The 20,600-nt window shown below is 68.7% G+C and carries 22 protein-coding genes and 1 riboswitch; of the genes, 13 read left to right on the top strand and 9 right to left on the bottom strand.

Features of this window, described 5'->3' with window-relative positions:
* Window positions 1-8: 8 nt before the first annotated feature.
* Window positions 9-1,463: an NCS2 family permease gene (locus FND50_RS07625; RefSeq protein ID WP_005255290.1), complete on the bottom strand. Its 1,455-nt coding sequence runs from the start codon at window positions 1,461-1,463 to the stop codon at window positions 9-11.
* A gap of 76 nt (window positions 1,464-1,539) precedes the next feature.
* Here FND50_RS07625 and FND50_RS07620 point away from each other — a divergent pair, with 76 nt between their 5' ends.
* Window positions 1,540-1,788 (top strand): DUF2530 domain-containing protein, encoded by a 249-nt coding sequence (locus tag FND50_RS07620; RefSeq protein WP_005244138.1) that lies wholly within the window; start codon window positions 1,540-1,542, stop codon window positions 1,786-1,788.
* 111 nt (window positions 1,789-1,899) lie between these two features.
* Here the strand turns inward: FND50_RS07620 and FND50_RS07615 are convergent, their stop codons facing one another.
* From FND50_RS07615 to FND50_RS07600, 3 genes are read right to left on the bottom strand one after another with little or no spacing between them, the layout of a single operon-like run.
* Window positions 1,900-2,454, bottom strand: coding sequence for a phosphatase PAP2 family protein (locus tag FND50_RS07615; RefSeq protein WP_144285326.1), 555 nt, complete (start codon window positions 2,452-2,454; stop codon window positions 1,900-1,902).
* Window positions 2,444-5,164: a sacsin N-terminal ATP-binding-like domain-containing protein gene (locus FND50_RS07610; protein WP_397494147.1), complete on the bottom strand. Its 2,721-nt coding sequence runs from the start codon at window positions 5,162-5,164 to the stop codon at window positions 2,444-2,446. Before FND50_RS07610 ends, FND50_RS07615 begins: the two co-directional genes overlap by 11 nt.
* 23 nt (window positions 5,165-5,187) lie before the next feature.
* Window positions 5,188-6,057 carry a DUF3027 domain-containing protein gene (locus tag FND50_RS07600; protein WP_144285324.1) on the bottom strand — a complete coding sequence of 290 codons (870 nt, stop codon included), beginning with the start codon at window positions 6,055-6,057 and terminating at the stop codon, window positions 5,188-5,190.
* A gap of 38 nt (window positions 6,058-6,095) precedes the next feature.
* On the opposite strand from FND50_RS07600, the gene FND50_RS07595 reads away from it, so the two are divergent.
* The 3 genes from FND50_RS07595 (at window position 6,096) to FND50_RS07585 (ending at window position 9,124) form a co-directional block, all read left to right on the top strand.
* Window positions 6,096-6,890, top strand: a complete 795-nt coding sequence (locus FND50_RS07595) for a glutaminyl-peptide cyclotransferase (protein WP_144285323.1) — start codon at window positions 6,096-6,098, stop codon at window positions 6,888-6,890.
* 71 nt (window positions 6,891-6,961) lie between these two features.
* Window positions 6,962-8,632: an MFS transporter gene (locus tag FND50_RS07590; RefSeq protein ID WP_144285322.1), complete on the top strand. Its 1,671-nt coding sequence runs from the start codon at window positions 6,962-6,964 to the stop codon at window positions 8,630-8,632.
* 6 nt (window positions 8,633-8,638) lie between these two features.
* On the top strand, window positions 8,639-9,124 hold the full coding sequence (locus FND50_RS07585; protein ID WP_144285321.1) for a DUF2771 domain-containing protein: 486 nt from the start codon (window positions 8,639-8,641) through the stop codon (window positions 9,122-9,124).
* Window positions 9,125-9,188: 64 nt separating this feature from the next.
* Here FND50_RS07585 and FND50_RS07580 read toward each other — a convergent pair whose 3' ends face one another.
* On the bottom strand, window positions 9,189-9,599 hold the full coding sequence (locus tag FND50_RS07580; protein ID WP_005255275.1) for a cold-shock protein: 411 nt from the start codon (window positions 9,597-9,599) through the stop codon (window positions 9,189-9,191).
* A 153-nt stretch (window positions 9,600-9,752) separates the two neighbouring features.
* Here FND50_RS07580 and FND50_RS07575 point away from each other — a divergent pair, with 153 nt between their 5' ends.
* The 3 genes from FND50_RS07575 (at window position 9,753) to FND50_RS07565 (ending at window position 11,438) form a co-directional block, all read left to right on the top strand.
* A complete protein-coding gene (locus FND50_RS07575) occupies window positions 9,753-9,992 on the top strand; it encodes a hypothetical protein (RefSeq protein ID WP_005255274.1) in 240 nt (79 codons plus the stop codon).
* Window positions 9,993-10,022: 30 nt separating this feature from the next.
* Window positions 10,023-10,400: a YccF domain-containing protein gene (locus tag FND50_RS07570; protein WP_005244158.1), complete on the top strand. Its 378-nt coding sequence runs from the start codon at window positions 10,023-10,025 to the stop codon at window positions 10,398-10,400.
* A gap of 234 nt (window positions 10,401-10,634) precedes the next feature.
* Window positions 10,635-10,848, top strand: a riboswitch (cyclic di-AMP (ydaO/yuaA leader).
* Between the two features lie 8 nt (window positions 10,849-10,856).
* A complete protein-coding gene (locus FND50_RS07565; RefSeq protein ID WP_005255273.1) occupies window positions 10,857-11,438 on the top strand; it encodes a transglycosylase family protein in 582 nt (193 codons plus the stop codon).
* Window positions 11,439-11,505: 67 nt separating this feature from the next.
* On the opposite strand, the gene FND50_RS07560 is transcribed toward FND50_RS07565, so the two are convergent.
* Complete coding sequence (locus tag FND50_RS07560) at window positions 11,506-11,694, bottom strand: hypothetical protein (protein WP_015888783.1); 189 nt, start codon at window positions 11,692-11,694, stop codon at window positions 11,506-11,508.
* Between the two features lie 60 nt (window positions 11,695-11,754).
* Between FND50_RS07560 and FND50_RS07555 the strand changes: the two genes are divergently transcribed.
* Both FND50_RS07555 and FND50_RS07550 read left to right on the top strand, forming a co-directional pair.
* On the top strand, window positions 11,755-14,073 hold the full coding sequence (locus FND50_RS07555; protein ID WP_144285320.1) for a helicase-associated domain-containing protein: 2,319 nt from the start codon (window positions 11,755-11,757) through the stop codon (window positions 14,071-14,073).
* A gap of 146 nt (window positions 14,074-14,219) precedes the next feature.
* Window positions 14,220-15,203 (top strand): alpha/beta hydrolase family protein, encoded by a 984-nt coding sequence (locus FND50_RS07550; RefSeq protein ID WP_260850935.1) that lies wholly within the window; start codon window positions 14,220-14,222, stop codon window positions 15,201-15,203.
* Window positions 15,204-15,295: 92 nt separating this feature from the next.
* On the opposite strand, the gene FND50_RS07545 is transcribed toward FND50_RS07550, so the two are convergent.
* Together FND50_RS07545 and FND50_RS07540 are read right to left on the bottom strand one after the other, a co-directional pair.
* Window positions 15,296-15,850 (bottom strand): ATP-binding cassette domain-containing protein, encoded by a 555-nt coding sequence (locus tag FND50_RS07545; protein ID WP_397493517.1) that lies wholly within the window; start codon window positions 15,848-15,850, stop codon window positions 15,296-15,298.
* 88 nt (window positions 15,851-15,938) lie between these two features.
* Entirely contained in the window at window positions 15,939-16,178 is a 240-nt protein-coding gene (locus FND50_RS07540; protein ID WP_260850934.1) for a hypothetical protein, read from the bottom strand.
* Window positions 16,179-16,737: 559 nt separating this feature from the next.
* Here FND50_RS07540 and FND50_RS36020 point away from each other — a divergent pair.
* Both FND50_RS36020 and FND50_RS36015 read left to right on the top strand, forming a co-directional pair.
* Entirely contained in the window at window positions 16,738-16,947 is a 210-nt protein-coding gene (locus tag FND50_RS36020; protein WP_186301250.1) for a hypothetical protein, read from the top strand.
* A 55-nt stretch (window positions 16,948-17,002) separates the two neighbouring features.
* On the top strand, window positions 17,003-17,161 hold the full coding sequence (locus FND50_RS36015; protein WP_186301249.1) for a hypothetical protein: 159 nt from the start codon (window positions 17,003-17,005) through the stop codon (window positions 17,159-17,161).
* A gap of 111 nt (window positions 17,162-17,272) precedes the next feature.
* On the opposite strand, the gene FND50_RS07530 is transcribed toward FND50_RS36015, so the two are convergent.
* A complete protein-coding gene (locus FND50_RS07530) occupies window positions 17,273-18,034 on the bottom strand; it encodes a hypothetical protein (protein ID WP_144285319.1) in 762 nt (253 codons plus the stop codon).
* A gap of 174 nt (window positions 18,035-18,208) precedes the next feature.
* Here FND50_RS07530 and FND50_RS07525 point away from each other — a divergent pair, with 174 nt between their 5' ends.
* Window positions 18,209-19,888 (top strand): DNA repair helicase XPB, encoded by a 1,680-nt coding sequence (locus tag FND50_RS07525; RefSeq protein WP_005244182.1) that lies wholly within the window; start codon window positions 18,209-18,211, stop codon window positions 19,886-19,888.
* A 37-nt stretch (window positions 19,889-19,925) separates the two neighbouring features.
* Window positions 19,926-20,594, top strand: a complete 669-nt coding sequence (locus tag FND50_RS07520) for a DUF3239 domain-containing protein (RefSeq protein ID WP_144285318.1) — start codon at window positions 19,926-19,928, stop codon at window positions 20,592-20,594.
* Window positions 20,595-20,600: the final 6 nt, after the last annotated feature.

Genomic DNA, 20,600 nt, shown 5'->3' with positions numbered 1-20,600 from the left:
GCCGCCGTTTACGTTACTGCGTCGGTGATCGGACCGACCGCGAAGTAGGCCACGAAGAGAAGCGCCACCACCCACATCAACGGGTGAATCTTCTTGATACCACCGCTCGCAGCATTGAGCACGACCCACGACACGAATCCGACGCCGATGCCGTTGGCGATCGAGTACGTGAACGGCATGACGGCGATGGTGAGGAACGCGGGCAACGCGATCGAGAACTGGGTGAAATCGATGTCGCGGACCTGACCGATCATCATCGCGCCCACCACGACCAGTGCCGGCGCGGCGGCCTCGATCGGCACCACCGAATACAGCGGGGTCAGGAACATCGCGGCCAGGAACAGCAGTCCCGTCACCACATTCGCGAGTCCGGTGCGGGCGCCCTCGGCGATACCCGAGGCGGATTCCACGAACACGGTGTTGGACGACGCCGACGCGCCGCCACCGACGATGGCACCGGTGCCCTCGACGACCAGGGCCCGTCCGATGTTGGGCAGGTTGCCGTCCTCGTCGGTGAGGCCCGCCTCCTTGCCGAGCCCGGTCATCGTGCCCATGGCGTCGAAGAAGTTGGCGAGCACGAGCGTGAACACCAGAAGGCTGGCCGCGAGTACGCCGATGCGGGTGAACGCGCCGAAGATGCTGACGTCGCCGACGAGGCTGAGATCCGGAAGTTCCGCCAGCACATCGGGTGCGGCCGGGACACTGAGGTTCCAGCCGTAAGGGTTCACGCCCAGCGACGGTCCGACACCGGCGACGGCCTCGATGATCGCGGCCAGCACGGTGGTGACGACGATGCCGATCAGCAGACCGCCGCGCACCTTGCGCACCACCAGGACACCCATCAGCAGCACACCGAACACGAACGTCACGGTCGGCCAGGAGGAGATCGATCCGTTGATGCCCAGGCCGACGGGGACTGTGGTGCCGGCGGCGTCCGGGATGCGCCGCACGAACCCGGCGTCGACGAGACCGATGAACGCGATGAACATGCCGATACCGGCGGCGATGGCGGATTTGAGCTCGGCCGGAATGGCATTGAAGACGGCCGTCCGGAACCCGGTGAGCGCCAACACGACGATGATGACACCGTCGATCACCACGAGGCCCATCGCCTCGGGCCAGGTGACCTGCGGTGCGATGGTGACGGCGAGAAGACTGTTGATGCCGAGGCCCGCCGCGATCGCGAAGGGATAGTTCGCGACGACCCCGAACACGATGCTCATCAGTCCCGCCACCAGGGCCGTGACCGCGGCCACCTGGTTGACGGGGAGGATGTTGCCGAGGACGTCGGTCTTGGCGACGGCGTCGTCGGCCGAGAAACTACCGAGGATGAGCGGGTTCAGCACCACGATGTATGCCATCGCGACGAACGTCACCACTCCGCCGCGGACCTCCGCGCCTACCGTCGAACCACGCTCGGTGATCTTGAAGTAGTTGTCGAGCAGTTTCGGAGCAGCACCCATTGTTCAGTCCCCATCGCCAGAAGTCGCGCGTCGCCCTTGGAGATTAGGGCACCACGGCGAGGGTAGCGTTCATTCGGTGAACGAATCCGCAGATCGCCCACCCCTCACTCAGCGCCTCGCCGACCCACGACCTGCGCTGATACTGGGAACGCTGGCGTGGGCGGTCGCGGCCGTCGTGGTGATCGTCACGGGCGACCGGTGGTCGGATGCGCTTCCGACGTGTATAGCGGGGGTCGTCGTCGGCTTCCTCGGCTACGGATTGTTCGCGTTGCAGCGGCGGGCGGCCCGGCGCGGCAGCCGCGGGGCACAGCAGGGACTGCTCTAGTGTCACAGCAGGGACTGCTCTAGTGTCACAGCAGGGACTGCTCTAGTGTCACAGCAGGGACTGCTCTAGTGTCACAGCAGGGACTGCTCTAGTGACACAGCAGGGACTGCTCTAGATCTCGCTCGAGGTCAGGGTTGGGCGGGGCCGGGTGCGGGTCAGCAGGATCCAGAAGGCCGCCCACAACGCGCCGAACGCCCACCCGGCGAGGACGTCGGTCATCCAGTGCGCGGCGAGGTAGACGCGCGACAGCCCCACCGCCAGCGTGTACAGCACCAGCAGCACGACCAGCGCGATTCGGACGTACCCCACCAGCACGACCCGGAGGGTCACGGCGACGAGAACGCTCGCGAGGATCGCGGTCATCATCGCGTGCCCGGACGGGAACGAGAACGTCGAGATCTCCACCAGCCGATCCGGCAGTGGCGGGCGGTGCCGCTCGAACAGGTTCTTGAGCGTGGTCATCACGGCCAGGCCCGACAGCATCGCGCCGGCCACGAGGACGGCTTCGCGCCGACGGTCCCGGAGCAGGAGGGCGATCGTCAGGACGGTGGACACGATCCAGGCCGCGACCGTTCCGCCGCTGTGCGTGACGACGGTGACGACGTCGATCAACCACGGTGCGCGGTCTTCGACCGCACTGTCGAGCACGCTCTGGTCAAACAACACCGGCGGCGCCCCACGTGCCTTCGGCCCACGACTCGGAGCAATGGGTGGTTCCCTGCTCGTCCACCCACCACGGGACCGCGATCTCGGTGTCGACCGCGCCTGTGAGCTTCACCGTGAGCCGGGGATGGACGACGACGGGACCGTGCGGCAGGTCGCGGCCGAGTGCGGCGAAGGCGAGCACGGCGGCGGGTTCGCGGTCCCATGAGGATTCACGGCCGGAACCGGTGACGGTGCCGCGGATCGCCGCGGACGCGAGGGGGAGGTCCAGCAGATCGGCGAGAGCCTCGGCGGTGTCCAGGCTTCCCACCACCAGGCGCTCGCGCGGCACCGCGGCGGCCAGCCACGGTGCGTCCAGCACCAGGGCGTCGCCGGGGTCGACGAGTGCGCCCGTCAGGCCGCGCACGTGTTCGGGCAGGTGAAGTTCCTCGAGGTCGAGAAGATGGGCGGCCGCGGCGGCCGCGAGCAGACTGTGCGCCCGCGCGATCACCGCCGGGCTCGGTTCGCGGTCCGGATCGGCCAGTCGATCCAGGAGGAGCTGCGCGAGTTCGGGAGAGTCGACCGTCGACGGCGCCAGGGCCGCGGCGAACACAGCGGATTCCGGGTGCTCGACGGGGTCGAGCAGTCCGGCGAACGTCTCGTCGGTGGGATCGCGGAGCAGACCGAGCACCTGACCGTCCAACTCGGCGTTGTGACGCAGCCACCAGGCCGTGTACCCGGCGCGGTCGGCGAGCAGCGGACGCGTCGACGGGTCCCGGGCGAGCATCGTCAGCGCCTGCGGCCAGCGGTCCTCGTCCACCAGGTCCAGGTCGCGCACCGCCCCGATCTCGTCGGGGTCGTCGTCGAGCGTGTCCCACCAGCGGTCCTCGTCGTCGAGGTCGTGATCGGGACCGGTGGGGAGTTCGGTGCGCAGCACGGTGAAACCCCAGCCGACACCCACGGCGCGGAGGGCGTCCTCCCCAACCCGCTCGGCGAACGCGGCGTCGACGCACGTGAACGGTGAGTCGTCCACCAGGACGTCGGCGAGAGGCGCACCGGGCAACAGCAATTCGTCCGCACCGCGCAACTCCCCGTCGACATCCGGGAGGGGCAGCTGGCCGAGCCACGACGGCAGGGTGCCGGGGTCGACGCGCCCGGCGAGCGCGAGCACCGCGGCCGACAGTTCTTCTGCCGCCGCCGCCTCGTTGGGGTCGAGGTCCTCGATCTCGGCCCGCAACGCCGGATCCGAGAGCAGGTCGACGGCCGTGGCGGTCTTAGCGCCGAGCCGCGACAGCAGCGGGTGCGCTGCATCCGGGTGGACGAGCCGCGTCCAGTCGACCCCCAGGACTCCGTCGATGTCGTGCCCCAGCAACACCGTTCGCGGACCGGTCACCGTGCGGCCGTCGGACAGCGGAACCGGGATCGACGCCAGTTCCTCCGCCGCGAGGGCGTCGACGGCCAGCGGTTCGAGCGCCGCGTACAGGCGCTGCCACCAGGATGGTGTCCGCTCGATGCCACTGAGAAGTTCGGTGAGGCGCGCCAGGCCGAGGCGGTGGGCGTCGACGGCGGCCAGCGCGGGCGCCCAGCGGGGCCCGGACAGATCCGGGACGACGAGCCCGTCGACGATCTCGGTGAGGAGTTCGGCGAGTTCCTCGGTGAGCCCGGGGACCACCGACGCCCGAACCGGGGCCTTGTTCGTACCGCCGACAGTCGGCAGCCAGGGCTGCTCCCGCAGTTCGGTGACGAGATGGTCCCGCAACGCCGAGTCCACCTCGCTGCGTGCGAACGCGGGAACGGGAACCAGCGACAGTCGCTGCTCGGGCGGCACCGCGGCCACGAACTCGGCGTATCCGGACGCCAGCTCGGCGGTCGACGCGCCGGGCAGGATGCGCCTGCGGTCGGGTTGCATGGCGATGTCCGCGACGAGGATCGCGGGTATCGACAGTTCCTCGTCCGACCGTGTGGGGGCGCGCAGGACGTCCTCCGTCACGGGTGAGACGACGCCGTCGCGCACCGGGACGAGCCAGCGTGCCCGCCCGGACTCGTACTGCCACCAGCGGTCGTCGCCGATCGCGACCTCGGTCAACCCGGAATCGAGTGGTCGTTCGCGTCTACGGAACTGCCTGTCGCCCACGGTGATCGAGACGAGCGCCGGGAGTTCGAGCAGGAGGTCGGGTGCCTCGCGGGCCATGTAGGCGAGCAGCGACTCACCGTCCACGTCCTCGCGCAACGTCAATACGACTTCCGACGCCGCGCCTGCGGCCGGGCGGTTCTCCGTCGGCCACGCCAGCCGCAGGGCGGGCACGTCCGCTCCCGGGTCCGCACCGTCGAGTTCCCGGAGTTCCGACCTCGTCCGTTCCCCGGAGAACAGCACCGAACCGGACGTCGACCGCAGTTCGACCTCGTCGCTCACCGACAGCACCGCCGTGAAGCCGACGCCGTAGCGGCCGACGGTCGTCCCGGACTTGTTCGACGCGCGCAACGCGACGAGCGCCTGGACTCCGGGCTCGTCCAGCGGGGTGCCCGTGTTGGACACGCTCAGGACGCGGCCGTCGAGTTGCACGGACAGCTCACCGGGTACTTCGGCGCGGGCGGCGGCGTCGGCGGCGTTCTGCGCGAGCTCGGTGAGGAGCCGGTCGCGGTAGCCGGCGCGCGCCAGATCGGATTCGGCCGCCGCGTCCTCCCGCAGACGGGTCGGGGACGTTCGCCACGCCAGAAGCGTCGAATCCCTCAGGGCGGCGGTGCCGAAAGGATCGGCTAACTGGTCGATGCGGATTCCTCGGCCTCGGTGACCTCGGCAACGGCTTCGGGCTCGGGCCCCGACTCGGATTCGGCCTCGGTGTCCGTCTCGGCGACGGCCCGCTCGACGACCTCGACGGCGCCGTCGTCGTAAGCGTCGAATTGCGGCGAACCGGCACCCGAAGGCAGCAGGGTGTCGGAGTGGGCACCGCAACCGTAGGTCGCGTCGACCACGTGCCCGTCGGCGGCCATCTCGTTGCCGCACACCCCGAACGACGCGTGCAGCGAACCGGCGAGCGGGAGGTAGAAGCCGCACAACCCGCACGTCGACGGCGCGGCCTTGGCCATCTCGGAATCGGGGCCGTAGTCGCCGTCGTGCCAGCGTTCGGCAGCTTCGACGCGACCTTCGAGGCTCATCACCTGCTTGCGGCCCAGGCCGAGTTCGAGGGCGGTCTCGTCGATCTCGGGGTCACCCGTCGCCATATAGCCCGGGACCAGGCGGGGGTCACCGGCCGGCGGTGCCAGCAGATCGCCCGCGGACAGGTCGCCGGGGCGGATGCGCTGGTCCCACGGGATCCATTCGGGTGCAACCAGCGCATCGGGTCCGGGGAGGAGGGCGAGTTCGCTGACGGTGGCATGGTCCGCTTCGGGATCGGCAGCCACCACCACCGCCCACTGCCAGCCCCGGTAGCCCGGAAGGTCCGCAACGAAACGGTGAGTCGCGGCGCACGCGTCCTCGGACGTGACGCCCAGGTAGTCGCCGACTCCCCCTTCCTGCAGTTCGACCAAGGCGGTTCGGGCGAGCTCGACGGCGTCGGTCAGTACGGAACGCGCCACTGCGCGCTCGTCGGAAGAAGCAACACTCACACCACCAGTTTGCCGCACCACCGCAAGTGCGTGCCCACCTGGGCTGTCATGCTGGTCCGATGACCGGCCGGAGGCACCTCGTCCCAGCCCTGCTCGCGGTGGCGTGGATGGTCACCGCGTGCTCCCCGGAGAGTCCCGTGGCGGCGGGCGCGTCCGACGCGGATCTTCGCGTGGAGATCGTCCGCACCCTCGACCACGACCCGAATGCGTTCACCCAGGGACTCGAGATCGACGGCACCGAGTTGCTCGAGGGCACCGGCCGCCCCGGCGAGTCCTGGGTGCAGGCCACCGACCTCGACAGCGGCACCGTCCGGATGCGTGCCGAATTGCCGTCTCCCCTGTTCGGCGAGGGCATCACGGTGAGCGGCGACACGATCTGGCAGCTGACGTGGCGTGACGGGGTGGCCGTCGCCCGGGATCGCGCGACGCTCGCCGAACAGCGGCGGGTCCCGTTCGACGGCGAAGGGTGGGGCATCTGCGCAGTGCCCGACGCGCTCGTCACCAGTGACGGCTCACCCACCCTCACGTTCCGCGACCCGGTCACGTTCGAACCCCGGCGCACCGTGCAGGCGGTGCAGGACGGACGCCCGCTGGCCGGCCTCAACGAACTCGAATGCGCGGACGACGGTGCGATCTACGCGAACGTCTGGACCACCGACACCCTCGTCCGCATCGATCCCTCGGACGGGCGGGTCACCGCGGAGATCGACGCCGCCGCCGTCCGCGACGCCCTTCCGCCCGGCCCGCGGGACGTCGACGTCCTCAACGGCATCGCCCAGATCCCGGGAACGGACCGTTTCCTCGTCACCGGAAAGTACTGGCCGCGCATGTTCGAGGTGCGGTTCGTTCCCTGACAGGCCGATCTGACCAGCATTGGCCGGGGTTGCTGTGGTCGCATGTCTCCCGACTAGGACAGAATTAGGGAGTGACCGGACCGCGCGAACCCTACGAGCCTGACGGCGGTCGGGCTCCTCACGAGAATTCCGGGCCCCCCGTTCATCCCGGCTACGACAAATACCCGCCGGCCGCACGCTCGGGAGGTCGACGCACACCGCTCCCACCCCTCCATCCGGTCGGCGGCGGGCAGCGTCCCCGTTCCGACGAGGAGCGGGCCGACGCCCCCAAGGCGCCGCCGATGCCGCGCAAACTCACCGTCACCCGGGTCGCGGCGATGCGCAGCCGGGAACTCACCAACAAGGGCATCGCGACGTTCCATCGCGCGGCCAAGGCGGACGGTGCGGACAAGTCGGGGCTCACCGCGCTCACCTACGCGGTGATGGCCAACAACGCGACCGACGCGGCGATTGCCGTCGCCCTGGCGAACACACTGTTCTTCTCCGCCGCGACGGGCGAGGACAAGACGAAGGTCGCGCTGTACCTTCTGATCACCATCGCCCCGTTCGCCGTCATCGCTCCGCTGATCGGTCCGATGCTCGACCGGCTTCAGCACGGCCGTCGCGTCGCACTGGCCACGTCGTTCGGTCTCCGGACGATCCTGGCGATCGTCCTCGTCTTCAACTTCGACAGCTGGGTGCTGTATCCGGCCGCGCTCGGAATGATGGTGCTCAGCAAGTCCTTCTCGGTGCTCAAGAGCGCGGTCACACCACGTGTGCTGCCACCGGAGATCGACCTGGTGCGAGTCAACTCCCGGCTCACCGTGTTCGGACTGCTCGGCGGAACCATCGGTGCCGGCGCCCTTGCGGGTGGTCTCGCCATGGCCACCGGATCCGTCGGCGCGCTGTGGCTGGCGGCGGTCATCACCGCCCTCGGCGCGTACCTCAGCATGCGGATCCCGTCGTGGGTGGAGGTCACCGAGGGCGAGGTCCCCGCCACCCTCACGTACCACGGCGACGAGCACCCGACCGAGGTGCTGGGACGCACCCGCGTGCTGCAACCCGAGGCCTCTGCCACGGCGAAATCCGGTAAACGCAGGCAACCGCTGGGCCGCGCGGTCATCACCGGGTTGTGGGGCAACAGCACCATCCGCGTGCTCACCGGGTTCCTCACGCTGTACATCGCGTTCGTCGCGAAGTCGAGGACCGACCACGAGCCGCTGGTGCAGGCCGCGATGCTCGGCCTGGTCGGCGCCGCCGCCGGCATCGGCAACTTCGCCGGCAACGCCGCGGGCGCCCGGATCAAGCTCGGCCGTCCCGCCCTCATCGTGCTGCGCTGCACAGGTGCCGTGTGGATCATCGCCGTCCTCGCCGCGATCACCGACAACCTGCTGACCGCCGCCCTGGCCACCCTCGTCGCGTCGGCGGCCAGCGCCCTGGCAAAGGTGTCGCTGGACGCGTCGTTGCAGCACGACCTGCCCGAGGAATCGATCGCGTCCGGATTCGGTAGATCGGAGACGGTTCTACAGCTGAGCTGGGTCGTGGGTGGCGCGCTGGGCGTCCTGCTGCCCACCGAATACTGGATCGGGTTCTCCGTCGTCTCGGCCGTCATGACCATCGGGCTCGTCCAGACCGTCCTCACTTACCGCGGGAGCACCCTCCTGCCCGGGCTCGGCGGAAAACGTCCCGACCTGGCCGAACAAGAATTGACCGAGCCCCACTCGACCCACCGGGCCGACCGATCGACAGGAAATGTGACGTAAGTGAGAATGCAGGCGCGAACCAAGAAGATCCTGGCACTGATTGCGGTGGGCCTGATGGTGGTCCTGGTGGCCTTCGTCGGAGTCCTGTACGCGCTCATCCGCAATTCCTCGCCCCGCCTGCCCGAGATCACCGCCTTCGCGCACAACCGGGCCGAGCAGATCCCCCCGCTGGCGTACTGCAACCTGTATCTCGAGGACTGCACAACCGGCGACCTCGCCGAACTCGACGTGCCACCCGGTTCGTCGCTGCAGCTGTCGCTGCCGCAGGAGATCGTCGATGCACCGTGGCGCATGCTCGTCGTCTACCAGGACGCGTCGGGACAGGTCGTCGTCCAGGAACAGGCCCACCGCGCCGGCGAGACCCGCGCCGTGACCGTGCCCTCCTCGGAGGACCTGCAGCTGGCCGGCGTCGAGATCCAGCTCCCGTCCGCCGTCATCGACGAGCAGGGGCTCACGCAGGCCCGGGCCGCCTGGTCGATCAAGACCGCCTAGAACGACCTGCTCACGACGAAGGCCCCCGCGCCGAAGCGCAGGGGCCTTCTCGTCGTTCTTCGAATCAGCTGTCGAGCTCGCGCGCGACGGCGCGGACCACCTCGGAGATGCGCTGGGCGGTCTTGCGGTCCGGGTACTTGCCCTTGCGCAGGTCGGGCTGGACCTTCGCCTCGAGCAGCGTGATCATGTCCTCGACCATGCCGTGGAGTTCGTCCGGCGTGTGCTTCTTGGCGGACGGCTCCTTACGCGCGGCATTCTGACGCAGCGACGGCGCCGGGTCGAGCACCTTCAGGCTCAGAGCCTGGGGGCCGCGTCGACCGGCGGCCATGCCGAACTCGACACGCTGGCCGGCCTTGAGGCCCTCGACGCCCTCGGGAAGCGCGGACGAACGCACATAGACGTCCTCCCCTTCTTCCTGCGACAGAAAGCCGAAGCCCTTTTCGACGTCGTACCACTTCACCTTGCCGGTCGGCACCGCGTTCACCCGCTCATCACTTGGAGTGCAGTTGGTTGCACTTGGTATGCAAAACAGCGCGCCCCACCTCTGGTGCGGGACGCGCAGTGCCCACAGTCTACCTTGCACAGACCCCCTCCGGCATCCGGGTTTCCAGGCACTATCGTTGCTGGTGTGGCCCACGAACCGACTCCTTCGAGCACTCCTCAGACACCCCGGAGGGGCGACGGACTCCTGCGCGTCGCACTCGCCCTCTTCGCGATCGGCTTCGTCGCGATCGTGGCGATCTTCCTGACCCCGGTGCTCTCCGATTCCGAACCGGGTCTCGTTCTCTATCTCATCGCCCTGGCGTGCCCGATCGGCTTCCTTCTCGGAATCGTCGCGGCACTGAGGCAGGGCCGACGCTCGCGCTGACACATCCGACCACCGACCGATGGGACGATCATGAGAATTCTGCTCAACATCATCTGGCTGATCTTCGGCGGTCTGTGGCTGGCGCTGGGGTACTTCGTCGCCGGAATCCTCTGCTGCATCCTGATCATCACGATCCCGTTCGGCATCGCGTCGTTCCGGGTCGGCGTCTACGCACTGTGGCCGTTCGGCAAGACGGTGGTCGACAAGCCGACGGCCGGTGTGGCCTCGCTGATCGGCAACGTCATCTGGTTCGTCATCGCTGGTCTGTGGCTCGCGATCGGGCACGTCGTCACGGCAATCGCCATGGCGATCACGATCATCGGTATCCCGCTCGCGGTCGCGAATCTCAAGATGATTCCCATCTCGCTCATGCCTCTCGGCAAGGACATCGTCGACGCGCCCCAGTGATGTGAGCTTCCTCACATAACGGCCCGGTAACGGAAGGGCAACGGCTCGGCGATACACGCGTCTTGTCGCCACTAGCTGGGAAGAGTTCCCGGGCGCCCAATGAGGCCCCGCAACAGGCGAAGACACTCCGCGTTATCAAATGGTGACACTGCGGCCTCGGCCCGTTACCGTCGTCACCGGCCGAGGAAACATCGGCCACATCCGGCCCGCCGCGCCAAGCCTCGTCCCGCGGGTACCGGAGTCCCGACGAAGCATTCCAGGGACGAGGACGGGGGACCCAAAGTCCTCCAGGGAACGCAAGTTCTCAGACGGACACCGGTCCGAATGTGCCTCGCACACTCGGATCTTGGGGTGAAGCCAGACCCTCTCCAGCCAGGAGAGGCGAGGCCGGGCGACCTCTCAGCCCGAACCCGACAGCTGACCTCGCAGGCGCGTGTGGAGAGGATCTCGACCACTATGAGCGGACGCCATCGCAAGCCCACCACCACCGGCCGCACCGTCGCCAAGGTCGCCGTCACCGGCGCCATCATGGGCGTCGCCGGAGCAGCCTTCTCGGGCACCGCGAACGCGGCACCCGACTCCGACTGGGACCGCCTCGCGCAGTGCGAGTCCGGCGGAAACTGGGGAATCAACACCGGAAACGGCTTCCAGGGCGGACTCCAGTTCTCCCCGAGCACCTGGAACGCACACGGTGGAACCCAGTACGCAGCCACCGCCAACCAGGCCTCGCGTGAAGAGCAGATCGTCGTCGCCGAGAAGGTCCTCGACTCCCAGGGCTGGGGCGCATGGCCGTCCTGCTCCTCGAGCCTCGGCCTGAGCAGCGCACCCACCCAGCGCACCGCCCCCGCAACCGTGCCCGAGGCCCCCGCGGCGCCGGCACTCCCCGACCTCACGGGCGGCGTCCCCAGCACCAACGGCACCTCGCAGTACGCCGGTGTCGTCGACAGCGCGATCGAGGCCGTCAAGGCTCAGGGCATCGCGATCGATCCGCAGATCCTGCAGCTCATCGACGCGAACAAGGGACTGCTCCCGCAGTAATCCCCCGCGATTCACAGAAGAGGGGCCCTGCACCGATCCGGTGCAGGGCCCCTCTTCTGTCGCATGGTCAGCGGTTGATCACCGTGTGCGGGTGCGCGTACGGCAACGACTCCGCCGGCAGCGGGAACTCGGTGTCCTCGCCGAACGGGGACAATCCGCCCGCACGGGTCGACGACAGTTCGGTCACGGCGTGATCTCCATCGGCGGTTTCGGGCCACCCTGGATCCACGTACTGCTTCTTCGAATTGTTAGCCACGGTGCCATTTTGACAGGAGCATTCGGCGACGTACAGCCCAGGTCTCTAATCTGATAGTCGATGACCGACACCGACGACACCATCGCGAGCACCAACGGCACCGCAGCCTCGTCCCGCGGCGCCGCGACCCTCGCGGACTGGCTGGCCGCGCGCAGCGACGCCGAACTGACGGATCTGCTCCGCAAGCGCCCCGACCTGGCGGTTCCTCCGCCCGCCACGATCGTCGTCCTCGCCGGTCGCGCCGAACAGCGGGCATCGGTGGCCCGCGCGGCCGACAACCTGACGTCGCTGGACTTCGGCATCCTCGAACTCCTGGCGCTGGAACGGGCCGACGAGATCGCCGTGCCGCGGGCCACGCTGCAGGACGCGGTGGGCTCGCGGGCGACGAAGAAGACCGTCGACGCCACGCTGGACGGCCTGCGGTCCGTCGGGATCGTCTGGGGTGACAAGACGTCGCTGCGCATCGTTCCCGCCGTCGTGGCCACCATCCCGTGGCGGGTCGGGCGCAGCGCCGAACCCTTCGAGACGCTCGACGAGCCGGGGATCACGGCCGCGCTGGCCGGACTGCAGAGCGTCGAGCGGGACATCCTCGAGACCCTGTCGAAGTCGAGTTCGATCGGACGCACGCGGGACGCAGCGCCCGGAACACCCCCCGACCGTCCCGTGCAGCGGCTCCTCGCCGCCGGACTGCTGCGGTGGATCGACGAGGAAACCGTCGAACTGCCCTACCAGGTGCGGCAGGTCCTGCGCGGGGAGGCCGTCTTCGACCCCACGTCGCTGGCCGCTCCCACCATGACGGGCCGCAAGCACAAGCCGGCCGACATCAACGCCGCCGCGGCAGGCGAGGCGCTCGAACTGGTTCGTCACTGCGAGGACGTCGTCAAGGCTCTCGGCGAGGTCCCGGCGCCTGCGCTGCGGGCCGGTGGTCTCGGTGTCCGCGAACTGCGGCGGATCGCCAAGACGTCCGGCATCGACGAGAACCGGCTGAGCCTGCTCGTCGAGCTGCTCTCGGCCGCGGGACTGATCGCGAGCGGCACCCCGGACCCGGCCCCGACGTCCGACAGCGGGGAGAACTACTGGGCTCCGACCACCGCGGTCGACAACTGGCTCACTGCGCCGGTCGCCCGGCGGTGGCACGTCCTGGCCGCGGCGTGGCTGGAACTGCCGCGCATGGCGTGGTTCATCGGCATGCGCGATGCCAACGACAAACCGGTCGCCGCCCTGTCCGAGGAAGTGCGCGCGCCGTCCGCGCCGCGCGACCGGCAGGCGATCCTCGGGCTGCTGGCGGAGTTGGGCAGCGGCCACTCGGCAGATCCCGCGGAGGTCAGCCGGCTGCTGGCGTGGCGTCGCCCCCGCTGGGGTGCCCGGCTGCGGGTCCACGCGGTGGAACGCACCCTCGACGAGGCCGCGACGCTCGGACTCGTCGCCCGCGGAGCGCTCAGTTCCCCCGGACGCGCACTGCTCCACGGCGGCGATGCCGAGGCCGAGATGCACGCGTCGCTGCCCGAACCCGTCGACCACGTCCTCGTCCAGGCCGACCTGACGGTCGTCGCCCCCGGCCCGCTGACCCCCGATCTTCTGGAGCAGATCACCCTGGTCGCGGACATCGAGTCCGCCGGGGCGGCGTCGATGTACCGGATCAGCGAAGACAGCGTCCGCCGCGCCCTCGACGTCGGGATGACGGCAGCCGAACTGCACAGCCTCTTCGCGACCCGGTCACGCACACCCGTCCCGCAGTCGCTGTCGTATCTGATCGACGACGTCGCGAGACGGCACGGCCGGCTCCGGGCGGGCGTCGCGGCGTCGTTCGTCCGCTGCGAGGATCCCACGCTGCTCGCGGAGGTCCTGGCGTCGCCGGTGGCTTCATCTCTGGCCCTGCGCGCGTTGGCACCGACGGTGGCGGTGTCGCAGGCACCGCTGCGGGAAGTGCTGGGCGAACTGCGGGCGGCCGGTTTCGCGCCCGCAGGCGAGGACTCGTCCGGCGCCCTGGTCGACCTGCGCCCCCGCGGCGCCCGGGTCCTGACCCGGCGCAAGGCTCCCGCGGGCCGCACCCCGGCTGTCGCCACGGACGCCCAGCTCGACGCGGTCGTCCGGACCCTCCGCGCCGGTGACCTGGCGGCGTCGGCCAAGGGTTCCGGCGGCGTCCGGTCCGACGGGTCGCGGGCCAGCAGCGCCGCGACCATCGCCCTGCTCAACGCCGCGGCGCGGGAACGCACGAGCGTAACGATCGGTTACGTCGACGCGCAGGGCGTGGCGACGCAACGCATCGTCGATCCCGTGAGTGTCGGCGGCGGTCAGCTCGACGCGTTCGATCCGGCGAGCGGCGCGGTCCGGCGATTCACCCTCCACCGCATCACGTCCGTCGCCCGCATCGTCTGACCCGTGAGTACTTGTCAACCACGGGCGGTTAACAAGTACTCACGGGTCAGATAACGATTCTGCGCAAACGCCCAGGAATTCCGGGGCGCGCAATACCGTGATGCTGGTATGTACCTGGCCGGGGACGACTACCAGGAGGCAGAACCGTGATTTGCACAGCAACGAAGCCGTCACATGGTTGGTTACGAGGCGTCGTCCGGCTCATGGTTGCCGTGGTGATCCTGCCGCTGGCGTTCGTCCTCGTCGGCGGCGGAACGGCCTCCGCCGACCCGTACAGCCGTCTGCGCGAGCACTGGGTCGACGCCCCCGGCGGGGTCGGGCAGATCAAGGTGCGGATGTGGCTCGCGAACAACGGCAGCAACAAGGCCCTCTATTTGCTCGACGGCCTCCGCGCGACCAACGACGTCAGCGGGTGGGAACACGAGACCAACGCCGCGTGGCTGTCCGACCACGGGATCACGGTCGTCGAGCCGGTCGGCGGACAGTCCAGCTTCTACACGGACTGGTACGCGCCCAGCAACACCAACGGTCAGCCGTACACGTACAAGTGGGAGTCGTTCCTCACCCAGAACCTGCCCGACTTCCTGGCGAACAATTACGGCATCAGCCGTACCAGTAACGCCATCGCCGGGCTGTCGATGGGCGGCAACGCGGCGTTGATCCTCGCCGCCTACCACCGCGACCAGTTCACGTTCGCGGGCTCGATGTCGGGGTACCTGAACCTGTCCGCGCCGGGCATGCGTGAGGCGATCCGTATCGCGATGCTCGACTCCGGCGGTTACAACGCCGACTGCATGTGGGGTCCGCCGTGGGATCCGGCGTGGCTCCGCAACGACCCGTTCGTCGCGGCGCCCCTCATGCGCGGGCTGCCGATGTGGATCTCGGCGGGCGCCGGCCTCCCCGGCCCGCACGATCAGCCGCAATCCGCCATCGACGTGTTCAACGTCGGAACCGGCATGGGCCTCGAGGCCATCGCGCTGGCCCAGAACCGTGCCTTCCAGGTTCGGCTCGACACCCTCGGCATCCCCGCGCACTACGACTTTCCGGCGACGGGAACCCACAGCTGGGGCTACTGGCAGGACCAGCTGTGGGCCATGTTGCCGATGATGAAGGCGTCGATCGGCGCCTGACCATGGCCTCCGGCCCCGTGAGTACTTGTTAACATCCCGCGGTTAATAAGTACTCACGGGCGGCGAAGCCGCATAGGCTCGCGCCGCGGTGCTCAACCGGTGCGCCACGACGACGGTGGTGCGCCGCCGGGACAGGTTCTCGGTTGCGAGCCGGACGCGGTCCTCCGTGGCCAGGTCCAGTGATGCCGTGGCCTCGTCCAGCAGCAGGATGTCGGGGTCCACCAATTCGGCGCGGGCGAGGGCCAGCTGGCGGCCTCCACCTCCGCGTCTGTCGCGTCCGGGCGCCCGTAGGCGACGGCGTCGCGGACGGTGGCGCCGAACAGGTGCGGCTCCTGCGGAACGACACCGAGTCGCTGCCCGAACGACGCGCGGTCCAGTGACCGGGTGTCGATACCGTCGACCCGCACCGCGCCGTCGGTGGGGTCGTAGAACCGGGCGAGCAACTCGAGCACCGTCGACTTGCCCGCGCCGGTCTGGCCGACGAGGGCGACCGTCTCGCCCGGTTCGATGCGAAGCGCCACCCCTCGCAGCGCCTCCCCCTTGCCGGATTCGTACGCGAAGTGGACGTCGTCGAACACGATGCCGCCCTGGAGGCGGTCGAGGACGATCGGCTCGCCCGCCTGCGGCGTGGTGGTCGGTGTCCGCATCAGACCCCGCACTGCTGGTAGCCGTCGAACACCTGCGAAAGCTGTTGCACGGGAGCGAAGAACAGTTCGACGTAGAGCACGAAGGCAATCAGGGTGCCGACGGTGAGGGTTCCGCGAGCTGATCGGTCGCCTCGAGCTGAAGCCGGGTGGTCTTGATCGACACGCTGAGCGAGGTTCCCTCCGGAACCTGATCGGGCACAGCGTCATCGAGAGCCAGCCCGCCGGAGGAACCGGAGGAGCAGGACGCGAGCCCGAGCGCCACGACGCCGGCGAAGGCGGTGCGTGTGAGGCACCGATACCCGGCGGAAGACACGAGTGAACTGGACATGAATGATCCTTCGAAGCTATGTGATCTCCGGTCGGGCACACCGGACGCGGTCGGTCGAGTGCCACATGGAGCGAGAAAGGCAGAACGGAAAGGTATTTCGAGCGTCCGCCGAGGTCAGCGCGGAGACGTCAGATGAGACCCGGTCGCGAGCAGCGACAACAGGACTCGGAGCGACACGAGGATGTACGCACGCTTCCGCCATGGTGGTGTTCACACCAATATCCTTGCGATCCAGTGCAATCGACGTCAACATTGCTTCCCACCGAATTAACTCCGGCCCTGTGATACACGTCACGATATGCCGGCCAACGGCCGCACGAAGCTGGCGAGAGGTGACCGGCCGCCGCGCGAGGGCCGTGGTGGAACACTCCTCCGGTGGCGAATGCGGCGTCCACCACGTTCCCGACGAAGAGCTGCACCACGCTGTCCCGCGCCCGCGGCTCCCCGAACAACACCTCCGCGTCGATGAGGGCGCGCGCGTGCGAATCCATCCGGACGTCCAGACCGGTGCGGTGCTCGAGATCCGCCCGACCGGGTACCCGTTGCATCCCGGGATCGGATGCTCACGCACCACACCCGATTCCGAGTCGATCCAGCCACCGGCCGCGAAACCGACGCCGATCGGGACGGATACGTCGCCGTGTCGGGCGGCGTGGGTCATCGCCAGATGGATGCCGTAGACGACGAAGCGGCTGTCGTCGAGGTCCACCGGGACGTGTGGCCGTCCCAGACCGGTGGGTCCCGAGATCTCGGGCAGTTCCGGCAGTAGACCGCGTTCGACGAGCTGTGCGCTGGCGGTGGTCACCGTCGCGGGTGAGAGCCCGGTGACCCGTGCGATCGTGCTGCGCGCGATCGGCCCGCGGTCGAGGACGGTGCGCAGCACCGTGCCCGCGCTGGCGCCGGAACGGCCGGCACCCCGCCGGGTGTCGGGCTGGGTTCGCGCCATCGTTCCCACCTTCCCCGTGCGCAGTGATCTCGGTTGATCTCGAACGCTAACGAAGGGGAACGTGCAGTTCAACGGACTCGATTCCCGTGAATTTAACTCCCTGTGAGTACTTACTAACGTCCCGCGGTTAACAAGTACTCACGCGGCGCTAGCCACCCAGATTGACCTCGATGCAATACGTGCGCTCGGGTTCGGAGAACGCGATGGGGAATGCGGTGTCGAACTCGTTGCACAGGGTTTCGTCGTTCTCGCCGTCCGCGCGTCTGACTACCTTGACGGTCTGCGTGTCGGTGCAGTCGGACGGCACGATCCGGCCGTCGTCCTCGAGCAGGTAGCAGGACCCCTCGATCATGTTCGGAACGAGGCAGAGCGTGGTCTGCACGCCCTCGTCCTCGCTCACGAGGGTGTAGGAGAAGTAGTCTTCCGCGCACTGGACGTCGCCGTCGTTCTTCTGCGCCACCTCGTACGTGGCCTCACTGTCGGAGCAGTCCCGCTTCTCGTGTGAGGTGTCGGCCGCGGTCGTCGACGCGGATTCGAAGAACAGGCAGTCGCCGACGTCGAGAGCGTTCTTGTCGGCGCTCCTCACGGCGAACACACCGAACGCGGCGATGGCGGCGAGAATCACGACGGCGACGACACCGAGAGTGATGAACAACCCCTTCCGCGATTTCTTCGGCGGCGGCGGGTATTGGCCGGGCGGATACTGGCCGGGCTGCTGCCCGTACCGGCCCGGCGGGTACTGACCGGGCTGCTGCCCGTACTGCCCCTGCGGGTACGGCTGCTGCGGATACTGCCCCTGCTGGTAGGGCTGCTGCGGCCCACCTTGCGGGTACGGTTGCTGCGGGTTGTTCGGCGGTTCGCCGGGGACGTTCGGATCGGGACGGTCGGGGTCGTCGGGGGGCTGGGTCATCGCGAGCCTCGTCTCTGGGTCGATCCATCCGGCTGTCCCTCAATTTAGGCCCCGACCGCCCCGGATGTGCAGGTATCGGGCCGCATCGGAGGCTGCGACGTGGCGCGGTGTCGCTCAGATCAGGACAATGGACAGGCTGGCTACATCCGGCACCGCATTTTCGAGGAGGCTTCCGTGACCGACGGACCGTTGATCGTCCAATCCGACAAGACCCTGCTGTTGGAGGTCGATCACGAACGCGCGAACGACGCCCGCCAGGCGATCGCGCCGTTCGCGGAACTCGAGCGCGCGCCCGAACACGTCCACACCTACCGGATCACCCCGCTGGCCCTGTGGAACGCGCGCGCCGCCGGACACGACGCCGAACAGGTGGTCGATGCGCTGGTCAACTTCTCCCGGTACGCGGTGCCCCAGCCGCTGCTGGTCGACATCGTCGACACGATGGCCCGGTACGGGCGGCTGCAGCTGGTGAAGAACCCGGCCCATGGTCTGACGCTGGTCAGCCTGGACCGCGCGGTCCTGACCGAGGTGACCCGGCACAAGAAGATCGCCCCGATGCTCGGTGCCCGGGTCGACGACGACACGGTCGTGGTCCACCCGAGCGAGCGCGGCCGTCTCAAGCAGTTGCTGCTCAAGGTCGGCTGGCCCGCGGAGGATCTTGCCGGGTACGTGGACGGCGAGGCGCACGCCATCGACCTGGACTTCGACGGCACGTCTCCCGGGTCCGCGGACGGCCAGTGGCACCTGCGCGACTATCAGGAGATGGCCGCCGACTCGTTCTGGGCGGGCGGCTCCGGCGTCGTCGTCCTGCCCTGTGGTGCGGGTAAGACGATGGTCGGTGCGGCGGCGATGGCCAAGGCGAAGGCCACCACGTTGATCCTGGTGACGAACACGGTCGCGGGACGGCAGTGGAAGCGCGAGCTGATCGCGCGCACGTCGCTCACCGAGGAGGAGATCGGCGAGTACTCGGGCGAGCGCAAGGAGATCCGCCCGGTCACGATCGCCACGTACCAGGTGATCACCCGGCGCACCAAGGGCGAATACAAGCATCTGGAACTGTTCGATTCCCGCGACTGGGGTCTCGTGATCTACGACGAGGTGCACCTCCTGCCCGCACCGGTGTTCCGCATGACCGCCGACCTGCAGTCCCGTCGACGCCTCGGCCTCACCGCCACCCTGGTGCGCGAGGACGGCCGTGAGGGCGACGTGTTCTCGCTGATCGGACCCAAGCGGTACGACGCGCCGTGGAAGGACATCGAGGCGCAGGGGTGGATCGCGCCCGCCGACTGCGTCGAGGTGCGGGTGACCCTGACGGACGCCGAACGGATGTCCTACGCCGTCGCCGAACCCGACGAACGGTACAAGCTGTGTTCCACCGCGCACACCAAGATCGCGGTGGTGAAGTCGATCCTGGAACGGCACACCGACGCACCGACGTTGATCATCGGCGCGTACCTCGACCAGCTCGACGAACTGGGTGAGGCGTTGAACGCCCCGGTCATCAAGGGGTCGACCAAGAACAAGGAGCGGGAGGAACTGTTCGACCGTTTCCGGGCGGGTGAGATCCAGACGCTGGTCGTCAGCAAGGTCGCGAACTTCTCTATCGACCTGCCGGAAGCGTCTGTCGCCGTCCAGGTTTCGGGTACGTTCGGTTCCCGCCAGGAGGAGGCTCAGCGGCTGGGCCGGCTGCTGCGACCCAAGCACGACGGCGGCCAGGCCCATTTCTACTCGGTGGTGGCCCGCGACACACTCGACGCCGAGTACGCCGCCCACCGGCAGCGCTTCCTCGCCGAGCAGGGGTACGCGTACCGGATCACCGACGCCGACGACCTGCTGGGCCCGGCCATCGGGTAACCGCCGGCCCCCGGACCGGGGGCTCTAAGCTGGGGCCGTGCGACATTTCGAGTTCACCGTCGACCGGCCCTACGCGAAGTCTGTCAACCAGACGTTCGCCGACATGCGACGCCTGCAGGTGTCGGCGATCGTGGTGGCGCTGCTGTTCGCGGCCGCCGCTGTCGGTCTGATCCTGCTCGCCCACCCCTGGTCGATCATCCTCGGTGTCGTCGTGGCGATCGCCGCACTGACGTCCGTGTGGGTGGCGTTCTGGGTGCCGAAGAAGGTCGGCAGCATCGAGGAGTTGTACGCGAAGAGCCCGCTGGTGCCTGCCGTCGTCTCGGAGGTCCATCCCCGCGCGGTCACCCTGCTGTCGCTGATCGATGTCGCGAAGCCCTCCGCGGGCCGGGCGTCGTACGCCCTCGTGACCCGCAACGTTCCGATCCGGACCGGTCAGAAGCAGAGGGTCGGCGACCGGGTGCCGTCCGTCGCCCTGCTGAACGACCGCAGCACCCACAGCGACGCCGCCACGTGGGAGATGGTCAGCCCGATGCCGATCGCGTGGGGCACCCGCGACGCGGCGGTGCGTTCCCGCGCGGAGGACGCCATCGATCAGGCCGAATGGGATTTCCTGCAGAGCCGGATCCCCGAGTCCGAGCAGATCCGGACCAGCCCCGAGCAGCGAGTCGCGGTGTCCGAGCACGACCTTCCCGAGGGCCTGCGCTGATCGGCC

The organism is Rhodococcus sp. WB9 (genome assembly GCF_007558985.1).
Lineage (GTDB): Bacteria > Actinomycetota > Actinomycetes > Mycobacteriales > Mycobacteriaceae > Rhodococcus_F > Rhodococcus_F opacus.
This window is presented reverse-complemented; position numbering and strand designations above follow the sequence as displayed.

Excerpts from the sequence above, each read along its gene's own strand:
- FND50_RS07570 (WP_005244158.1), top strand. The coding sequence starts at position 10,023 with ATGAGAATTCTGCTCAACATCATCTGGCTGATCTTCGGCGGTCTGTGG.
- FND50_RS07540 (WP_260850934.1), bottom strand. The coding sequence starts at position 16,178 with ATGTCCAGTTCACTCGTGTCTTCCGCCGGGTATCGGTGCCTCACACGC.
- FND50_RS07585 (WP_144285321.1), top strand. The coding sequence starts at position 8,639 with ATGCAGGCGCGAACCAAGAAGATCCTGGCACTGATTGCGGTGGGCCTG.
- FND50_RS07595 (WP_144285323.1), top strand. The coding sequence starts at position 6,096 with ATGACCGGCCGGAGGCACCTCGTCCCAGCCCTGCTCGCGGTGGCGTGG.
- FND50_RS07625 (WP_005255290.1), bottom strand. The coding sequence starts at position 1,463 with ATGGGTGCTGCTCCGAAACTGCTCGACAACTACTTCAAGATCACCGAG.
- FND50_RS07545 (WP_397493517.1), bottom strand. The coding sequence starts at position 15,850 with ATGCGGACACCGACCACCACGCCGCAGGCGGGCGAGCCGATCGTCCTC.
- FND50_RS36020 (WP_186301250.1), top strand. The coding sequence starts at position 16,738 with ATGCTCACGCACCACACCCGATTCCGAGTCGATCCAGCCACCGGCCGC.
- FND50_RS07530 (WP_144285319.1), bottom strand. The coding sequence starts at position 18,034 with ATGACCCAGCCCCCCGACGACCCCGACCGTCCCGATCCGAACGTCCCC.
- FND50_RS07555 (WP_144285320.1), top strand. The coding sequence starts at position 11,755 with ATGACCGACACCGACGACACCATCGCGAGCACCAACGGCACCGCAGCC.
- FND50_RS07565 (WP_005255273.1), top strand. The coding sequence starts at position 10,857 with ATGAGCGGACGCCATCGCAAGCCCACCACCACCGGCCGCACCGTCGCC.